The organism is Sporolactobacillus shoreicorticis (assembly GCF_024125445.1).
Classification (GTDB): domain Bacteria; phylum Bacillota; class Bacilli; order Bacillales; family Sporolactobacillaceae; genus Sporolactobacillus; species Sporolactobacillus shoreicorticis.
Genome location: NZ_JAMXWM010000016.1, coordinates 1 through 18950 on the forward strand (window position 1 = coordinate 1; position 18950 = coordinate 18950).

At 42.9% G+C, this 18950-nt stretch carries 22 protein-coding genes; 4 read left to right on the forward strand and 18 right to left on the reverse strand.

All coding sequences use genetic code 11. The annotated features are described in order from the left end of the window. Positions 1-87: 87 nt before the first annotated feature. From NIE88_RS13275 to NIE88_RS13285, 3 genes are all read right to left on the reverse strand, one after another. The gene (locus NIE88_RS13275; RefSeq protein ID WP_253062920.1) at positions 88-1293 is read right to left on the reverse strand and encodes a Glu/Leu/Phe/Val family dehydrogenase; all 1206 of its coding nucleotides are present in this window, start codon (positions 1291-1293) and stop codon (positions 88-90) included. Positions 1294-1517: 224 nt separating this feature from the next. Continuing rightward, positions 1518-2138, reverse strand: a complete 621-nt coding sequence (locus tag NIE88_RS13280; protein ID WP_253062778.1) for a genetic competence negative regulator — start codon at positions 2136-2138, stop codon at positions 1518-1520. Positions 2139-2350: 212 nt separating this feature from the next. Continuing rightward, entirely contained in the window at positions 2351-3133 is a 783-nt protein-coding gene (locus NIE88_RS13285; RefSeq protein ID WP_253062780.1) for a metallophosphoesterase, read from the reverse strand. A 178-nt stretch (positions 3134-3311) separates the two neighbouring features. Here NIE88_RS13285 and NIE88_RS13290 point away from each other — a divergent pair, with 178 nt between their 5' ends. The 3 genes from NIE88_RS13290 to NIE88_RS13300 are packed head-to-tail and all read left to right on the forward strand — an operon-like array spanning position 3312 to position 4402. After that, complete coding sequence (locus tag NIE88_RS13290; RefSeq protein ID WP_290446483.1) at positions 3312-3548, forward strand: spore coat associated protein CotJA; 237 nt, start codon at positions 3312-3314, stop codon at positions 3546-3548. Next, on the forward strand, positions 3541-3810 hold the full coding sequence (locus tag NIE88_RS13295; protein ID WP_253062784.1) for a spore coat protein CotJB: 270 nt from the start codon (positions 3541-3543) through the stop codon (positions 3808-3810). The genes NIE88_RS13290 and NIE88_RS13295 overlap by 8 nt, the downstream gene beginning before the upstream one ends. A gap of 25 nt (positions 3811-3835) precedes the next feature. Then, on the forward strand, positions 3836-4402 hold the full coding sequence (locus NIE88_RS13300) for a manganese catalase family protein (RefSeq protein WP_253062786.1): 567 nt from the start codon (positions 3836-3838) through the stop codon (positions 4400-4402). 63 nt (positions 4403-4465) lie between these two features. Here NIE88_RS13300 and NIE88_RS13305 read toward each other — a convergent pair whose 3' ends face one another. From NIE88_RS13305 to NIE88_RS13320, 4 genes are all read right to left on the reverse strand, one after another. Continuing rightward, positions 4466-4924 (reverse strand): DUF2663 family protein, encoded by a 459-nt coding sequence (locus NIE88_RS13305; RefSeq protein WP_253062788.1) that lies wholly within the window; start codon positions 4922-4924, stop codon positions 4466-4468. A gap of 84 nt (positions 4925-5008) precedes the next feature. Then, positions 5009-5572 carry a CPBP family intramembrane glutamic endopeptidase gene (locus NIE88_RS13310; RefSeq protein WP_253062789.1) on the reverse strand — a complete coding sequence of 188 codons (564 nt, stop codon included), beginning with the start codon at positions 5570-5572 and terminating at the stop codon, positions 5009-5011. After that, the gene (locus NIE88_RS13315) at positions 5569-7119 is read right to left on the reverse strand and encodes a RecQ family ATP-dependent DNA helicase (RefSeq protein ID WP_253062790.1); all 1551 of its coding nucleotides are present in this window, start codon (positions 7117-7119) and stop codon (positions 5569-5571) included. Before NIE88_RS13315 ends, NIE88_RS13310 begins: the two co-directional genes overlap by 4 nt. Before the next feature lie 14 nt (positions 7120-7133). Continuing rightward, entirely contained in the window at positions 7134-8183 is a 1050-nt protein-coding gene (locus NIE88_RS13320) for a YpbB family protein (RefSeq protein ID WP_253062791.1), read from the reverse strand. Between the two features lie 399 nt (positions 8184-8582). Here NIE88_RS13320 and NIE88_RS13325 point away from each other — a divergent pair, with 399 nt between their 5' ends. Then, positions 8583-8840, forward strand: coding sequence for a ferredoxin (locus NIE88_RS13325; protein WP_253062792.1), 258 nt, complete (start codon positions 8583-8585; stop codon positions 8838-8840). A 91-nt stretch (positions 8841-8931) separates the two neighbouring features. Here the strand turns inward: NIE88_RS13325 and NIE88_RS13330 are convergent, their stop codons facing one another. From NIE88_RS13330 to lysA, 11 genes are all read right to left on the reverse strand, one after another. After that, a complete protein-coding gene (locus tag NIE88_RS13330; protein ID WP_253062793.1) occupies positions 8932-10731 on the reverse strand; it encodes an ATP-binding protein in 1800 nt (599 codons plus the stop codon). After that, the gene (locus tag NIE88_RS13335) at positions 10728-11450 is read right to left on the reverse strand and encodes a response regulator transcription factor (RefSeq protein ID WP_253062794.1); all 723 of its coding nucleotides are present in this window, start codon (positions 11448-11450) and stop codon (positions 10728-10730) included. Before NIE88_RS13335 ends, NIE88_RS13330 begins: the two co-directional genes overlap by 4 nt. Before the next feature lie 223 nt (positions 11451-11673). Further along, a complete protein-coding gene (locus tag NIE88_RS13340) occupies positions 11674-12396 on the reverse strand; it encodes a pseudouridine synthase (RefSeq protein ID WP_253062795.1) in 723 nt (240 codons plus the stop codon). A gap of 221 nt (positions 12397-12617) precedes the next feature. After that, complete coding sequence (locus NIE88_RS13345; RefSeq protein ID WP_253062796.1) at positions 12618-13148, reverse strand: spore maturation protein; 531 nt, start codon at positions 13146-13148, stop codon at positions 12618-12620. Next, entirely contained in the window at positions 13148-13741 is a 594-nt protein-coding gene (locus tag NIE88_RS13350) for a nucleoside recognition domain-containing protein (protein ID WP_253062797.1), read from the reverse strand. The genes NIE88_RS13345 and NIE88_RS13350 overlap by 1 nt, the downstream gene beginning before the upstream one ends. Positions 13742-13745: 4 nt before the next feature. Beyond that, positions 13746-14885 (reverse strand): D-alanyl-D-alanine carboxypeptidase family protein, encoded by a 1140-nt coding sequence (locus tag NIE88_RS13355; RefSeq protein WP_253062799.1) that lies wholly within the window; start codon positions 14883-14885, stop codon positions 13746-13748. Positions 14886-15060: 175 nt separating this feature from the next. Further along, positions 15061-15378, reverse strand: a complete 318-nt coding sequence (locus NIE88_RS13360) for a hypothetical protein (RefSeq protein WP_253062801.1) — start codon at positions 15376-15378, stop codon at positions 15061-15063. Between the two features lie 65 nt (positions 15379-15443). Continuing rightward, the gene (gene scpB, locus NIE88_RS13365) at positions 15444-16040 is read right to left on the reverse strand and encodes an SMC-Scp complex subunit ScpB (protein ID WP_253062803.1); all 597 of its coding nucleotides are present in this window, start codon (positions 16038-16040) and stop codon (positions 15444-15446) included. Beyond that, positions 16009-16797, reverse strand: coding sequence for a segregation/condensation protein A (locus NIE88_RS13370; protein WP_253062804.1), 789 nt, complete (start codon positions 16795-16797; stop codon positions 16009-16011). Before NIE88_RS13370 ends, scpB begins: the two co-directional genes overlap by 32 nt. A gap of 113 nt (positions 16798-16910) precedes the next feature. Further along, positions 16911-17288: a GNAT family N-acetyltransferase gene (locus NIE88_RS13375; RefSeq protein WP_253062805.1), complete on the reverse strand. Its 378-nt coding sequence runs from the start codon at positions 17286-17288 to the stop codon at positions 16911-16913. A gap of 125 nt (positions 17289-17413) precedes the next feature. Beyond that, positions 17414-18736 (reverse strand): diaminopimelate decarboxylase, encoded by a 1323-nt coding sequence (gene lysA / locus NIE88_RS13380; RefSeq protein WP_253062806.1) that lies wholly within the window; start codon positions 18734-18736, stop codon positions 17414-17416. Positions 18737-18950 lie beyond the last annotated feature (214 nt).

The window sequence follows — 18950 nt, forward strand, 5'->3', positions numbered from 1 at the left end:
GATCGTTTTTACTGCACAAAAAAAACGATTATGGACACACATAATCGTTTAAAAATATCATTACTTTTTTATTTATCATTCATTCATTTAAATCCAACCGCGAACACGTGCAGATTCTGCGAGTGTGTATACACCAGCGAAACAGGACGCTGTCTTCAATGAAATACCGCGTTCCTGAGCAATATTATGAACACGCGTAAACGCATCTGCCAAGATCTGACGTACTCGGCGTTCGCCCTCCTCTTTGCTCCAGATCAAGCCTTGTCTGTTTTGAACCCATTCAATATAGGAGGAAGTCATATCACCTGAACTGGTCAAGATTTCAGGTATAAAAAGAATTCCATTTTGTGTCATCCAATCGGCAGCCTCATCGGATACCGCTCCATCCGCGGCCTCAACCACAAGTTTACTTCTGATTTTAAGAACATTGTTAACTGTAACTTGGTTCGCGACAGCGGCAAGCACCATAATATCGCATGGCTTTTCAACAAGTTCCTGACTTGTCAGCGTATGCTTGTAAAGCTTGGTTATTGTTCCAAAACTGTCCCGACACTCAATCAATGTGTTCATGTCTAATCCTGCCGAACGATAAACCGCCCCATAGGCATCTGATAGCCCGGTAATGGTCACACCCGAATCTGCCAGCGATTTGGCGACATAGCTTCCCAGTGACCCGAATCCTTGCACAATTGCGGTTGAATGCTGCAAATCAATACCTTTTTTTTTCGCCGCTTCGGAAATAAATAAGACGATACCTCGGCCGGCCGAATTTTCGCGGCTTTTCAGACCTCCAAGAACAATTGGTTTACCTGTTATAAATCCGGCCGACTGATCTGGGCATAATTTGCTGTATTCATCCATCATCCAGGCCATCACCTGAGAATTGGTGAAAATATCCGGAGCCGGAATATCCTGATAGGGTCCGATAACGGAACGAATCGCTTGTATGTATCCTCTGCTTAGAAGTTCAAGCTCATGGAAAGACAGCTCCCTAGGTTCGCAGATGACGCCGCCTTTCGCACCGCCGAATGGAATATTGAGCAAACCGTTTTTAAGACTGTTCAGCATAGACAAAGCTTTCATCAAGGGCTCCGAAACCTCAGGATGAAATAAAACGCCGCCCTTAGTTGGTCCTGTTGAAAAGCTGTGTTGAACCCTGTAACCCAAAAAGATGCGTACCTGTCCGTTGTCCATTTTTACGGGTATTCGAACAGACAGCATCCGCTGCGGCTCCTTCAACAGCTCAAACACATCCTGCGAATAGCCGAGTTCAACAAGCGCTTCTTCGATCATCGCCTGAGCCGATGCTAAGAAGCGTTTGTGCTTCGTTATAAGATCGTGTTGATCAACCGACACCCAAATCTTCCTTTCTCTTCTTCTGCAGAACATTTTCTCTGTCGTCTTTCCATTTGACGCAGCTATTGATTCATCAAGAGGCATGCTGTTGCATAAAGTCTAATGTAGCAATCATCCATCCTTAACCTGATTATGCAACCGCAGGGAAAAACCCCGCGTGATTAAGAATGCGGAGCTTTAATAAAATAGCGATATAGCTCGGATATGGCAATGTCCTTTATCAGACATTTACCATATTCTCCAAGTCTGTAAATGGTAATGGTTGATGTATTTCCATACTCCGCAAGGATAGCGACAAGCGTTTCGATATCAAATGCGTCCGTTAAGTGCTGTTCATTAAAATGTATATAATATTTGTTTTCAAATAGAAAAAGGCTTCCTGTTCGAACCCCTAAATCATAAAGTGCTTTCGATAATGCAATCACATCATCGAATTGTTCAAACTGATAAAGTACGTCCTGACTTTCATCCAAAGTTACCTGCATTTGAATGAAATCCTCATCATCTTCAAAGTCATCGTCGGAATCATCATCACGATCTTTTCTTCCCCTTGACACAATGACAACCATTCCTTGCGCAGGGAGAGAGAATACTTCAACATCGATCGAGCCGGATGCTTCAAAACCCAGCTCGTCATCCGCCTCAAGCATCATGTCCCGAAATAATTTCTCGACCCTCGGCAAGTCGTGCCACATATCTTCTTTTGTAATGCCTCGTTCTTTGAGATCGTCAAAAGTCAGGAAAATTTTGATCCTGTCGCCATTTAAACGTTCCAGTCGCATCGCAAATATCCTCCTTGCCGTCCAGCCTAATCACTTTTGTGTAGTGTCGCAAACCTATACTATAGTTATATGATCTTGACGAATTTCGGTGTCTCTTGCCAGGACATGTATCCAACAATGATGATGAGAGCAAAGAGCAGATTCGCCTACCAAATCGTCGAACGAGAGACTTGAATGTAGTATACAACGCAAAGACATAATTGTACATGCTTTTACACATTTTCAATTTGTTTCCGCATGAAAGTAAGCATTAATGCATCAGGCTTTGCACCTAAACGCAAAGGCAGTTTGGTTGTTCCGTAACCGCTGCTGATTATTAGTGTTCCAAATGGCAGCTCTTTTACCCCTGCCTTCTCTTTCAAAGTAAATCCAAATAAGTTAATTTGTCCGCTGTGCGTATGTCCTGAAATGCAGTAAGCGATACCCATTCGCTTTGTCAGTACCTTCTTAATATTCGGATTGTGACTGAACAATAGCGTAGGTGCTCCGTTTTTTCGCGCGGCAAGTGTTTTATTTAAATTCGCGTGATGATGCAGCAAATCATTTACACCCGAAAAATTAAGAGTCGCACCATTTTTTCTTACACTATATGTCGTGTTGTCTAAAATCACAACATCGCTTTCATCAAGCAGCTTTTTTAACCGATCATATCCGAAATCCCAATCATGATTCCCCCAAATGAAAAAAACGGGAGCAATTTCCGACAGTATTTTGATATTTTTGCGGACTCTGGCAAGCGGCACACCTTTCTCAGCGAGGTCCCCTCCAATAAGAATATAGTCTGGAGAATACATAAACGAATCGATCCATTTTTTCGAAATCGTACGTCGATGAATATCTGAGATAAAAAAAAGTTTCTCTCCAATAAATGGTTCGGGCAGCTCATCAAATTCAAGGTTAATGGAAATTAAACGATTCAAGTGCGCTTCACGAAACATGTAAGCAATTAATAATACAAAAAAGGTCATCATTGCAGCCAATAGATCAACAGTCATTGGAAATCACTCCGCATCATAAGGCATATAGCCGTGCCTCTGCTAAAAGATTCGAACGAATGTGCGTTTATACGGTCCTGATTAATAAAATCAATGGAATCAATCGGTCTATGTACAAGCTGGAGCAGCATATAAAGAACTGATGAATCGAAAAATAGTTGAGAAAGGAGGCACAGATTTGTCAACATCTAGAAAATGGTATATCCCATACGTCAGTCCCTATGATCCATGTCCGCCGCTCGGACCAATTTCTTATGAGACACCCGTGCAGCTCTATCTTGGTTTTCAGCCGCAGGGCATGGAACAGTTCTCGCCGTTTGAAGCACTCGCTCACGGCACACTATGGCCGGGACTTTTTACACCATATACCAATCCATATCTCTCAAAAAGAGGGGAGCTGAACACAGATGGATGAACCAACACAAGTACCGGACAGCTATTACTCTGATCTGAAGGCACTTCAAGCCGTCGACTTTACGCTTGTTGAACTGACTCTTTATCTGGATACTCATCCTAATGACCTTGAAGCACTGAAGCAGTTCAATTCAACTGCTAAGAAAAGTGCCGAACTTCGTGACGGATTCGAAGCACGGTACGGCCCTTTGAGACAGTTCGGGCACAGTTTATCCGCTTATCCGTGGCAATGGAAGGATACACCATGGCCGTGGCAAGTATAATTGATGACCGAGGAGGCGGATTTAAGTGTGGTACTACGAAAAGAAGCTGCAGTATCCGGTGCGCGTCGGCATCTGCAATCCAAGGATGGCAAAATTCCTGATTGAACAATACGGCGGTGCCGACGGCGAACTTGCTGCGGCCCTGCGCTATCTGAATCAGAGATACACCATACCCAGCCGGGTTATGGGCCTGCTCAATGACATTGGGACCGAGGAGTTCGCCCATTTGGAAATGATTGCTACAATGGTTTACAAGCTCACAAAAGACGCAACGCCGGAACAATTAAAGGAAGCCGGTTTGGGCGAACATTATGTCGATCATGGCAAGTCCGTCTACTATCACAATGCTGCCGGTCAGAAGTTCGACATGGGCGTTCAGTCAAAGGGCGATCCAATCGCTGATTTGTATGAAGACATTGCAGCGGAAGAAAAAGCGCGCTCGACTTACCAATGGATCATTAATATCTCAGATGACCCGCAGATCAATGATTCCTTAGGCTTTTTACGCGAGCGTGAGATCGTTCATTCGCAAAGATTCCGAGAAGCCGTCGAACTGCTTAAAGAAGAACAATCAAAAAAAAGAGTGTTTTAACGACGAACAAGACAAGCGATTGAGCGGCTGCTTTTCAACAGATTGGAAGCAGTCGTTTTATCATTACTTATAGAATAAATTGATATCAAATTCTTTTTTCAAATATCGAAGAATCCCATATCGAACAGTGTCGCCAAACTGGTCGGGCTGATCTTTCAGCCACAGCTCTTTCTCACGGTCAATAACTTCTTCCCGCAATTCGTCGTAATCATCCTCAGCATCCTCACGTTCCCCGTGACAATAAGTAAAGAAAAAAAGAAAAGTGCCGCAAAGGATGAGGAAAGCCCAGCTTGACGGACGGCTGATCATTGTATGCAGATGATGCATCGAATTGAGCGTACCGGGATAAATGAAAAAAATAGAAATAATTCCAATACTTGCAAACAATGTAAGACAAAGACCAAGAACTGCTTCTCTGCGCTTCCATTTGTCTTTTTCCTTCTTCCTTTTAATGAGCTCCATCAAAATAGTGAATGTGATTCCGGAAATCCGACCTTTATCGCGATACTCCTGAAGCGACATGTCCTCCACCTCTCTCATACTCATAAATATGAGTGTGACCACAAAATTAGGACAATCACAGCTTACAAGTCATTATTGAACGTATCAAGGACGCCCCCTTTTCACATCATTGATCACAAGAGCCAATGTATCCATTGTGAAATGTGCGATGATCGGTGCAGTCAGGCTATTGGTTTGAATGAACAGAAAACCGAGACCGAAACTCAGGGCAAGAGTTATTGCCAGAAGTGCCGGCTTTGTCACATAACGAACATGTACAAAGGCAAAAATGAGACTGGCAGCAGCATATCCGAGTAAATGCTGAAGAATACCTCTGAACAGAGTCTCTTCAATTAAAGAAACAGCAACCATAATAAGAGCAAGCACCGGCAGAGGAAAGGCATGAAACAGCTGTTCATCAATCCCCTTGTCATCAAACCATGCGCGCGGCAAAATATGCTCAATCATCGCCTGGAGCACAACCATAACCATTCCGAAACAAACACCAATCATAAGATCCATCCAACCGAATACATACCATTTTGTCGGAAGAAAGGATGCAGGGAACATCAAAATAAACACGACGGACAGCAGCAAAAGCAGACCTTGTGATACATAGAGCGCGCGACGTAGTTCAGCATTGGAAAAATGATGATCAGATCGGTTCATTGCATCGACCGATCACCTTCTTTAAAAATATAGGGCAGTCTTTCTTTCCAATTCATCAGCTGTTCCCGATGAATCACCGTATCATCAAAGTTCGCCTGATCAAAATCAGCAAGACTGATCCCGCATCGATCACAGCAATAAACAGGCTTTTTCCCTGGACTTTCATGATAAATATTTAAATAATAAGTTCGTCTGCATTCTGTTGCTGCTAAATAGTTCTTCATGACGAGAAGATCGCGCAGCAATACGCTTCGGCGCTGCTCAATAATTGACCTGCTTCGTTTAAAAATTGATTGAAAGGATTGATGTACAGGCTTTTCACGCACTCGTTCATAAATGAAACGGGCAGCGGTTTCGCTCGATCCCCGCTCCTGTAAATCGTTCAAAAACTGATCTTTATTTTTAATCGTCAGGACTCCATTGTCTAATTCGTAATAAATATGACGCAAAAAGCTCTCCTCCGGAAAATTACTGTTAATAAATCCCTCAGGGTATTGATTATCTTGCGGTGAATAATACAGAACGGCAAGACCCTGCTGTCCGTCACGTGAAACGCGGCCGATCTCCTGAAGGTATGCATTCATTGTTGCGGGAAAATGAAAATGAACAACGAGTCGAATGTCAGGCTTGTTGATCCCCATACCAAAGGCATTGGTACAGCACAGAAGATCTAACTGATTATCTAAAAATTGATTTTGTATTTTTCTTCGATCAAGTGCCTCCATTCCGCCATGATAAAAAGCGGCCCTGATTCCGAGTTTGCAGTGCACAAGTTGAGCCAGTTTCTCAGTCCAGTCGCGGCTCGCACAATAAACAATTCCCGGAAGCCGTGTGGAGCGAAGCAGCGTGCACAAACGTTCCATTTTTTCATCGTCACTTGAGACTTCCCGAACAACAAGTGCAATATTCGCTCTGTCAACGCTCATGATCGTCTGGGCAGCCTTATGCAACCCCAAAGATCGAATGATATCTTCCCGCACACGTTCATCCGCTGTCGCGGTCACAGCGAGGCAGGCAGGATGCCCAAGCTGTTCTCGGATACGGGCGAGGTGCAGATAGTCCGGTCTGAATTCATGTCCCCATTGCGATACACAGTGTGCTTCATCAACGACAAAAAGGGAGATTTTTATTTTCGCCAAGGCTTCACGTATGTCAGAACGACAAAGCATCTCCGGAGAAATATAGAGAAAGCGCAGGTCACGCAAATGGCGAAGCACCCGGACACGTTCTCGTGCGTGCATCATTCCGTTCAATGCGCGCGCATGCATTTCACCCGCGGAACGCAATGCCTTAATCTGGTCCTCCATTAATGACAAAAGCGGTGAAACAATTAATACAGTACCATTAAGCATGTACCCGGGAATTTGATAACATAGCGATTTACCGCTCCCCGTCGGCATCATCGCAAAGACGTCCCTACCGTTTAAAACGTCTTGAATGATTTTCTGCTGTCCCGTGCGAAACTGACGATAGCCGAATTTTTTCTTTAGTATTGTCTTAGCCTGGCGCAGCCAATCTTCCTCGTCTAAATCGATCATTTTCTCCATATAAATCCTCACCTTTATCGAAGTGTATTTTTTGCAAGAGCTAAGCGGATTTGAAGATAGGAAGCATTTTCCCGCAGGTCGTTTTTAATCGTTTTAAGCCGACGCGTATTCAGGCGATGTGCACGCTCAACTATGTGCTGCTCCAATTCTTCGGCAAGGTACTCAGACAAGTCAAATGTTGGTTCTTTCAACGCAATTTCAACTAAATGATCCTCAATCGTGCTCAGTGACAAATTTCTGTGATTTGCTGTTTCCAGAGCTGAGAGACCGGACCTCAAGAGACGCAGCGTAACCGCGGCAGTGTTCGAAAGGCTGCTCACTGCAGGACTTATTAATGAAGCAACAAGAGGGTAACGCGATTTATTATTTGATACATCCGCCATGAGTCTTCTGAGTGCCGATTTGAAAAGCATTCGGCATTCATACAGATCCTTCCCGGATTCGTCGGCGATTTGTTTCATGGTAAGCCCGATCATTTGATATCCGGAAAACTGGGCTGCAAACAGATCTGCTTCAGCTCGGGGAATATGAGTCAACAATCGGCATAGTTCTTGATACAATTGATGAGCTAATTCATTGCGAGTCAGTGAACGATTCAAAACAATACGTCGAATCGCTTCGGTCACCGGTGGCTGCTTGGTTATTGGCAGAAAAGCAGTCTCATGATAGCGGAGTGCCGATAATGTTTGAATAAGAAGCTGCAGTTTTAGCCAGAATTGTCCTTCAGTCGTTACGTAATTCGTTATCTTAACACCATCTGGAATCGTATGTTCAATACCAGATTTATTCAGTTTGTTCTTTCCTGCTTCAGTGATAATGAAGGTTGTCTGTTTTGAATTTACACACTGTATCCACCCACAATCATGCAGACGTTCAATTAATTTTTGGAATGATTGACGTTCCAAATCATCACATAAATGAAAGAACGGCTTCACCCCAAACAAATAACTGTCCTGTATGCTTTGAGACGATTGTTTGCCTTTTAATAAATGATATATTCCTGATACAGTACGTTCTCCGTGGAACTGCCTAATCAGGAACAGAAGAAGCGCCTCGCTGAACATTAGGGCACCAACTCCAATCCGTGCTTGTCTATCGTACAATGCTTTCTTTTATTTTACCCTTTTCCAAGCCATGTTTCGACAAATGTTCATGAATTCAATCGGTGAATACTATTGAAAAGATCCAACCGCTTCTTTAAAATAAGAGCTGTGTTAAAAAATTATGCTGTCCGTCACTATTTTTTGGCTCATTCGTGAACAGCCTAGAATCATGCCTTTCTTTCAGCCTTCTGAAAGGTTCATCTGCTTGATGAACGAAGTGTGAAACTACGTTCACCTCCAAAATCATCAACCATGAAAAGGAGCCAAGAAACAACATGATCGTTTAACATCGCTAAAATAAAAAAGATCGCGTATAAAGATGTGAAAGTCATCTGAGTAGATTATGGAAAGGAAATAGCTATGGATGAAAAATATACAATCGTAGATAAAGAAACATGCATTGCCTGCGGCGCATGTGCAGCGACCGCTCCGGATCTGTATGATTATGATGATGAAGGTATTGCCTTTGCACTCCTAGATGACAACAAAGGCAACACTGCTGTTCCTGAAGAATTACTTGAGGATCTTGCCGATGCTTATGAAGGCTGCCCAACCGAATCCATTCGCATCTCAGATACCCCGTTTAACGGAAAGACAGATCACGCTGCCGGCATTTAATCATCTGATTGTGTACATGAAAGAGGTTTGAAGCAAAATAATTGCTTCAAACCTCTTTCATCATTTGCCGGTATTATTCCTTGGATTTAATTTAGTCGCGGGAACGATCATCACATCTCAGCGTAAATTGAAATGTGGTTCCTTCTCCCTTTATGCTGTTAACACTTATTTCGCCGCCATGTGCCTCAACAATATGCTTCGCGATGGCCAGACCCAGCCCGGTGCCCGCCTTTCCTCTTGTTCTTGCTTTATCTGCTTTATAAAAGCGTTCAAAAACAAATGGAATATCTTCTTTAGCAATGCCGACTCCAGAATCACGAACAAAGACATAAAGCAATTTTTCCTCAATGTAGGCCTCGACGCATACCGTGCCGCCCCTTCGTGTGTGCCGTAACGCATTGTCAATAAGATTTGTCATGACCTGCTCCACACGATCAGGATCCAAGAAAAATGATTGACCGTTCACTCCTGCTAATTCGGATTTTACTTCAATTCCTGTGTCTTTGGCTATTCTGCTGAATTTCACAACAATATGTTGAAAAAACGCATCAAGCGCGATTTCACGGCGAACAAGCTGGAAGTGTCCCGTCTCAAGCTTAGCTAAATCGAGCAGTTCATTAACCAAACGTCCCATTCGCTTCGATTCATCCAATATAATTTGTGCCATATCTTTCTTTTCTTGGGCACTTTCAGCAACATCATCGATAATCGCTTCACTATAGCCTTGCATCATCGCAATCGGCGTTCTCAATTCATGGCTTACATTAGCTACGAAACTTTTAACCATTTGATCATTGTGCCTTTCCTCGGTCATATCACGCAGCACGGCCACAGCACCGCGTATTTTTTCTTTATCATAGAGAGGCTTCATGATTACTACCCAAACACGCCCCTGAACACTCAATTCGCGCGCTTTTTGCACACCGTCTTTTGATACATCAAGAAACAGTGCTTTTAAAAGATCAGGGGTTTTTCGTTCGTTTGATTCCGTGCTATGCTCATAGTTCCAGGAATAAATAAAATGATCTGCCGGAGGATTGCTGGCGGCTATTTGCGCATTCATATTCATCAAGAGAACGCCATCCGCCATATTCTGCAAAATTCCGGAAAGTTGTTCTTTTTCCTGATTCAGAGCATTCATATTCATTTTCAGCTTTTTTCTCATATTATTAAAAGCAACAGCCAGATCGCCGACTTCATCACGCGTAATAACAGGAACGTTCATATCAAAGTTTCCAAGCGCAACTTGGAGTGCAGCTTTTCTCATCTTTCGCAGCGGAGATCCGATTCGTGTTGAGAGAAAGAAGGCGAAAAATGTGGTGAGCAGAATGGAAAAACCGGCACAAATAAAAATCAGTTTTCTCGATTGATCGAGTGCGCTTTGTGCAATTTGAACAGGCTGAATAATATACACAGCACTATGCCCGCTTGCATCTTTCTGTATCGGAACACCGACAATCAGCAGCCGTCTGCTCACCTTTTTATTCCTCTCTTGCACTTGAAAAGAACCGACCTTACTCACCGTTTCTTTTCCATTGAGAACAGCCTTCAATACCGCATCCGTTTCAAAAAAATTGCGCGTCAGACCGGGATTGGAATCCCCCTTAGGACCGCTGTATACCCGGTCATCAATAATCAGCACATAACCCGCATTATATACATCCGCAATATCATTTACCGATTTGAGTGTTTCTTTAACCGTATGATCCGATGTACTTGTGAGTAAATGTGCTGATTTTACACCAATTTTTTCCATTTGCTGTTCTGCTTGCTGAATATTACTGTTTTCAAAAAATTGCAGCAAAAACAAAGTCAGGAACAGGAGTACGATTGTAACGATTGCAATAATGGTTGCCCAGAGTTTGCCGATCATACTGCGCCAAATCATCATGTTGCGGAATCGACCTCAATTTTATAGCCAACACCCCAAACAGTAATAATCATTTCTGCTGCTTTTTCAGAAACCTTGTTCAACTTTTCACGCAGTCGTTTCACATGAGTATCCACCGTTCTAAGATCACCAAAAAATTCATAATTCCAGACATCCTTAAGCAATTGCTCTCTTGAAAATACCTTATCCGGGTTTTGAGCAAGATAATAGAGAAGCTCATATTCCTTAGGCGTCAAATTAACCTCATGCTGATCGACCTTTACGCGATGCGCATCGTGATCAATCATCAAGTGAGGAAATACGATCACATTTTTCGTCGTCGTTTCAGTCTCCAAAAATTTCGTTTTTGAGGAACGGCGCAATAAAGCCTTTACGCGAAGCACAACCTCTCGCGGACTAAACGGTTTGACAATGTAGTCATCTGTGCCGACTTCAAATCCCTGAACTCGATTTGCTTCCTCGCCTTTTGCAGTCAGCATAATCACCGGTGTCGCTTTAAATTCACGCAGTTTTTCGCATACTTCTTCGCCGTCCATACCCGGCAGCATAAGATCAAGGAGAATTAAATCATAATCTTTGTCCAATGCTTTTTGAAGCGCTGTTTCTCCGTCTCCCGCTTCATCAATTGCATAATTTTCACGCTCAAGATACATTTTTAGAAGCTTACGGATTCTCTCTTCATCATCAACAAGCAGAATCGCCGCTTTCTTCTCTTCCATTCAGATCCTCCCTTTTTCGCCCAAGTCCGTCGTTATCTCTCTTCTTTATCACTTTACCGATCTCAAAGATGATTTCTGCGAGCTAACCCACTTAAGGAAATACATAGATGTTGTTCGATTATGACTCATTCCATTGTTTCAAAATACAAAAGCTGACTTTTTTTGCATTTGTGTCAATCCTATGTCTTATTTTAAACAACTTCTTTAAAAAATACAGTATTATTTATGAATGTCGCGTTATATGCATTAATGTTTTCACTTCATGCGGTTTTAATGCACGACTTTCACCCGGATGCAGTCCAGTCAATCCAAGAAATCCATATCGATCGCGTTTCAGTTTACGAACATGAAGATGCAGAGCGGAGAACATGCGGCGAATTTGTCGATTTCTTCCCTCATGTATCGTGAGCTGAACCGAAGCCGTTCCGTTCTCTTTATCGGAAACGAGCAGTTGAACGCGAGCCTTTGCGGTCATGCCATCTTCCAAACGAATTCCTGAAGCGAGTTGACGTAATTGATCCTTAGTTGGGATCGGATTAACATGAGCTATGTACGTCTTATCAAATTCAAAACTTGGATGCATCAATTTGTTAGCGAGCTCACCGTCGTTCGTCATTAAAAGAGCCCCTGATGTATCATAATCCAACCTGCCGACCGGAAAAATACGTTCTGGCACCTGTTTAAAAAAATCAACAACAGTTGTTCGGTTGCGGTCATCCTTTACAGTCGTGATCACGCCGGTCGGTTTGTAAAATAAATAATAGACGAGCCTTTCCTTGTCAAGCGGTATGCCATTAACAGTCACCTTATCGTTTACCGATACCTTTGTACCAAGTTCCGTAATGGTAACACCATTAACTTGTACTTTACCTTCTACGATTAGTTGTTCGGCTTTGCGCCGTGATGCGACGCCTGCTCTGGCAATGATTTTTTGTAAACGTTCCATCCTTCCACCTCAGAAATATCATAACGCGCCGAAAATGTTTTCTCAAGTTTCATTATTTATTCACTTTCCATTTACATAATTAAAGCAAGGATTTGCTAAAGAATCTTATTTACTACTTAAATGAGCTTATTCATAAAAAGCTCATTTTTTTAACAAATGAGCCCGTAAATTAATAGCGCATGAATCATGGAGAAAAAGCCCTGCCGGACAGCAATGTGTGCTCAGCTGAACATTAAAGTTACGATCCATACAGCACAGATAACACCGACTAAGTCCGCCAGCAGACCGACTTTCAACGCATCGCCTATTCGATGAATACCTACTGCGCCAAAATAGACCGTAACAACGTAAAAAGTCGTATCTGTACTCCCCTGCATCACGGATGCAAGCCGGCCGATAAACGAATCAGCACCATAAGTATGAATAAGATCAGTCATTAATCCAAGCGCTCCTGTCCCCGATAACGGACGCATCAGCGCAAGTGGAAGAACTTGCGGAGGCATTCCGACAGCCGAAAGCAGTGGAGCGATTAGGTGGAGCAATGCGTCCATGGCACCGGAAGCACGAAACACGCTTATGGCAACAAGCATCCCCACTAAAAAAGGCATCACCGATATGGCTAAGGAGAATCCTTCCTTTCCTCCTTCAACAAAAGCATCGTATGAAGGGATTTTTTTCAATGTTCCATAGAGTAATACAATAGCGATCAGACAAGGAACAAGCCAGGTTGAAAACGTTGTGATTAAACCCATCATTTTCTCCCCTTTCGTTTCCTTCGATGATAGAAATAACGGTCAATGCAAAGAGCCGCGGCAGTCGTGCAGCATGTTGCAATTAAGGTTGGACCAACAATCTCTGTCGGTACGGACGCTCCATATTTCATACGGATCGCAATCACCGTTGTTGGAATTAACGTCAGCCCCGATGTATTTAAAGCGAGCAGAGTGATCATGGATCGGCTTGGTGTCGTTTTCCCCCCATTGAGCCGCTTGAGCTCTTCCATTGCCTTAATTCCCATTGGTGTCGCGGCATTTCCAAGTCCAAACATATTTGCGATTGTATTTGATAAGATATAGCCCATTGCCGGATGATCCGGTGGTACCTCAGGAAAAATCTTTTTCATCACCGGTTTGAATAAACGGCTCAGTTTATCCAACAATCCGGATTTCTCTGCTATTTTCATCAACCCAATCCAAAAGATCAAAACACTGATCAATCCGAAGCAAACTTGCACAGCATCGCTTGCTGAAGTGAATAATGCTTTGTTAACCTGATCCATTGTTCCATTAACGGCAGCATAACCCATACCGATAAGAAAAAGAGCGACCCAAATTATATTGATCATAGGCTTATCGGCCTTCCCCAGTAACGATTGCATGCAGAAAACCATTAAAACGCGACCAAATTCCTTTTTTCTTCTTACTATTTGAATGATAATAGACAGGGAGCGAAGCAAGCCTCTGCTTTTCCACATACACGTTCAAACGTCCTGCAGGCGATGCAGGCTTCCAATGCGGATCCTTCTTTGGCTTTATAAGCAATAAATTCTTTTTCAACTGATTTTTTTCACTGTTGGTCAAAGGGAGTATTATAGAGCGCTTCACATAGAGTTTATTTTGGTAAAAAGGATGGACATGTGCCTTTAATTTTCCTTTTTTTACGACTTGAATCGGCTTGAATCTGTCAAAGGCCCAATCGAACAGATCTTGATGATCTTTCCAATCATCACCATCATTTAAGGTGACCGCAATTAAATCAAGATGATTTCTTGACGCGGTTGAAATCAGTGTCCTTCTCGCTTTTTTAGTAAAACCTGTTTTTCCTCCGGTCGCATATTTATACAAGCGAAGCATTTTATTTTTATTTTTCCACGCCCGTGCCGCTTCTTTATTAGTAGCGGAAACGCGGTGAATTTTTGTCGCGACGACTTTGCGGAATTGTGCATTTTCCATCGCATAACGCATAAGCAGCGCCATATCGTAGGCGGTTGAATAATGATCCGGATTTTCAAGACCGTTAGGATTCGTAAAATGGGTATTGGTCATTCCAAGTACACGTGCCTTCTCGTTCATCAATAGAACAAACCCGGATTCACTACCCCCTACCGCTTCAGCAATGGCTCGTGATGCATCATTTCCTGAGCGGAGCATGAGTCCGTACACCATATCTTCAAGCTTCATTCTCTCTCCGGCCTTTAAATATATGGACGATCCTTCTGTATGGAGTGCTTCTTGACTCACTGTAAATGTTTGATTGATTTTGCCGGATTCAATAGCTAGAATCGCTGTCATAACCTTAGTAATGCTGGCAATAGGTAATTTCTCATTGCTGTTGTGCTTAAATAGAACGCGTCCGGACGATTGATCCATAAGCACAGCAGACTGCGCGGATACTTTAGGTTCCGCGGCCCTTGTTATATGCGGAAAGAAAGCAAAAATCAATGCAAAGCAAAGCAGATAAAAAAAGACTCTCTTTAATACAATCCCCACAAATTCCATCCCCTGTCCTGATCCAGTCGGACTTTTTCAGAAGGGCAAACGAACCGGGAAGATCAGGCAAAGAGAGCCTGGCCAGAATGCAACGTATTCATTGCTTTTCCCGGAATTTTTTGGACACCCTTGGTAACAAGTTATGCCGGGACAAGCAGATTATGATTTTTTTCATTCAAATATAAAACTTCGCAACCTGAAAAAAAATAAACCAGAGAATAAGACAAGCGGCAGATAAAGCACACCAGACAACAGTGGTCCTCTCGGCCAAGCAGCAGAAATAAAAAGCAAGAACAACGGCGGCAAAAAGTACAAGGAACAAAACTTCAAGCAAGAAAAGAAGCGGAGGCGATAAAAAACTTCCGTGAATTATAGCGGCTGCAATTATGGCAGGAACGGCAGCAAGTGCCGGCACAGACAAGGCAAAAGCAATAACCTGTCCGAAAATTCCTTTAACAAATGGATGCCAATAGCTTTTTAAGTGCTTATACATTACGATGATTTTCCAAATTAAGCCATCTGTTGAGGACACATGCTGCTAAGAATCCGGGCTTTCCTTTAAAGTTCTTTAATCGTTTCTTTATAGTGATCGTAGAATAAATCATAGGCATCGATCTGCTCGTTCTGATGCTTCATCATTTCAGAAAGCGGCGGAAGTTCGCTTAAGTCATGCAAACCGAAATAATCGAGAAACACAGGCGTAATACCGTAAAGGATCGCCCGGCCGCTGCCTTCTGCCCTTCCTACTTCTTTAATGAGTCCTTTGACGACTAACGTCTGCAGTGCCCGTTCCGACTTGACACCGCGTATTTCTTCGATATCGATACGCGACACCGGCTGCTTGTATGCAACAATCGCAACCGTTTCAAGTGCTGCCTGTGAAAGCGGTGCAGTTTTTGGTATAGCTGCGAATGATTCCGCGTAGTTCGCCATAAACGGCTTTGTTGTCAGACGATAACCCTTTGGCTGATCAACAATCATCAATCCGCTCGCCTCATCTGCCTCATAATCTTTTTTCATTTGTTCTACGTAATTTATAATTTCTTGATTGGTGCATTCGGGAAGCACTTTATTTATTTGTTCGATCAAACACCCTTCTTCTCCTGTCAGATAAAGAAGGCCTTCAATAATCGAACGGATTTTCGTTGGCTTCAAAATCATCTGCTCCTTCTCCAAGATTAATCAATATGTCATCAAAATTTGCACTCTGCACACATGTGACAGCGTTCATCTTCATCAGTTCAAGCAGAGCAAGGAAGGTGACAATGAGATGCGTCCGATCTGGATAAGAGAAAATAGAGTGAAAGGATAAACCATGATCCGATGTTTTCAATTTCTGTAAAACCAAATTCATTTGCTGGCCAATCGGTAATACCTGCCGGTCAATTTTCGTGTTCAGCGGCTGCTCCAACTTTTTCTTCAGCATTAAACGCCGGAACGCACGAAGCATATCATGCATCGTTGCTCTTCCCGAAAGCGGTATCGTCGTTAAATCGTTATTCTCATAACGTGTCAGATCCGATGGCGGTTTAGCAAACAGCAGCAGACGTTTCTTCTCACTATCCTTCAAGGCTTCCGCAGCTTCCTTAAAACGTCGGTAATCGAGAAGCTGTTGCATAAGTGCTTCGCGTGTCATTTCCGGATCTTCATAGGAATCATCATCTTCATCATTTAACAGCTCCGGTTTCGGCAGCAGCATCCTGCTCTTCATTGCAATCAGTGTTGCTGCCATCAGCAAATATTCACTGGCAACATTCAATTCCAGTTTTTGCATATGATGAATAAAGTCCAAATACTGATCTGTGATTTCAGCAACCGGAATATCATAAATGTCAATTTCAAGTTTTTTAATCAGATGCAGAAGCAAATCAAGAGGGCCTTCAAAAGCATCAATTTTCACTTTGTATTCCAAGCCGTATCCCCCTGATTCCAAACTTAATGCCATAATCATAGCACAGAACATGTATTCCGTGAATTCTTCTTTTTCTTATGTATAAGGTGCAGAGGCAAAAAAAAGAAACCAGTTTATGAATTGGTTTCCTTTTCATCGCCTTCCTCAAAACATTTGTCAAAGTATGACTTGATTGTCTGGGAAGGAACCAAGTGTACCTGTTCGCCAATCATTTTACCGAGTGCCAGAATCATCTTCTTGCCGACACCTTCAGCACGGTAAGACGGATTGACACTAATATGTTCAACAACCGCTTCATGGTCGGAAATCATCTGAATTCCAATCACACCGAGTACATCTTCATCATCTTTCCATAAAAACAGCTGCCAGCTCTCTTCATCTTCATATCGTTTGATGGTTTGCAGCAGTAGCTTTATCTCTTTTTCAGACGGGATAAAAGACAGCAGACCCATGGCTATCTTTTCATAACTCTTCTTATAGCGAATCAGCATTTTGAACCCCTCATAACTATGAGATACCGAAATCTTCACAAAATATTTAGGAATTATGTTCACTTTTTATATTATAACCAAAAGAACAGACCTGTGCATCCATTCGATTGTTCACATCCACAGGTTCAGTTGTTCCGCGATAAATCCTTGAGCGCAAGATCCTGACGAATTAAGTCCTCATATGTCTCTCGGCGCACGACCAGTGAAGCTTCCCCATCTTCAACAAAAATAACAGCAGGATTTGCAATACGGTTATAATGACTAGCCATAGAATAACCATAAGCTCCTGTTGAGAACACAGCAATGAGATCGCCGTTCGTGCACGACTCGGGCAAAAATGCCTCCTTAATTAAAACATCACCAGACTCACAGCATTTTCCAGCAAGGGCAACCTGACTTTGTGCAGCTTCATTGGCTTTATTGGCGCAGATTGCCTGATACTGGGCCTGATAGAGCGAGGGTCTAATGTTATCCGACATGCCGCCGTCTACAGACAAATACTTGCGTATACCTGGAATGTCTTTTGATGAGCCCACTGTATATAACGTGGTACCCGCTTCACCGACAATTGAACGCCCCGGTTCAATCCACAGTGACGGCAATGATAAATTATAGCAGTCACATTCCTTCTTCGCCGTAGTCACAATGGTATCGATATAACATTCAATGGGCAGAGGACGATCACTATCCGTATAATGGATACCAAACCCGCCGCCGACGTTGAGCACCTGAAGCTGAAAGCCAAAATCATGTGTCCATGCACTCACATGCTTTATCATTATTTTGATTGCACCAGCAAATCCGTCTGTTTCAAAAATCTGAGATCCAATATGACAGTGGATGCCGATCAAATTAAGATGCAGCGATTGAAGCGACTGTTTCACCGCCCGCTCCGCCATTCCATTACCCAAATTGAATCCGAACTTTGAATCGTCCTGACCTGTCATAATGAATTCATGTGTATGCGCCTCTACCCCCGGAGTAACGCGGAGCAAGATATCAATCTCTTGATTGCGATCTGCGCACATTTTTTCAAGAAGATCTAATTCAAAAAAATTATCGACAATGATGGCTCCGATTTTCGCGTCTAATGCCATCGCTAATTCCGCGTGTGATTTATTGTTTCCGTGGAAGTGAATCCTCTTTGGGTTCATTCCTGCGCTTAATGCCGTATACAGTTCACCGCCAGATACAACATCCAGAAACAGCCCTTGTTCATCAATCAGCTGAATGATGGCAATCGATGAAAATGCTTTGCTGGCATAAGCAATCTGCCAATTTACGCCGGCATGCCGTGCAAATGCTTGTTTAAATTCATTGATCTTACTTTTAATCAAAGCCGTATCATAGACATAAAGCGGTGTCCCGTACTCTTTGGCGAGCACTGTCGTATCAATGCCGCCGATACACAGATGTCCCCGGCCGTTAATTGCTTGTGTTCCGTACAATAAACTACCTCCCCCATCGAAAGACAAAACTGCTTAATCAATAGCAAAATCCCCTGATCAGCAGGAAAATGTTCCGTCTCTCGATCCCATTTCATGGTTACGCCCCAAGTCGCCCAAAACTAATTTAACAGCACAGCCGGAGCCACCATTTTCCTCTGAAATCGGCACAATTCCGAAAAATTGAATACGATCAAAATTTTAGTGTTAGTGTATC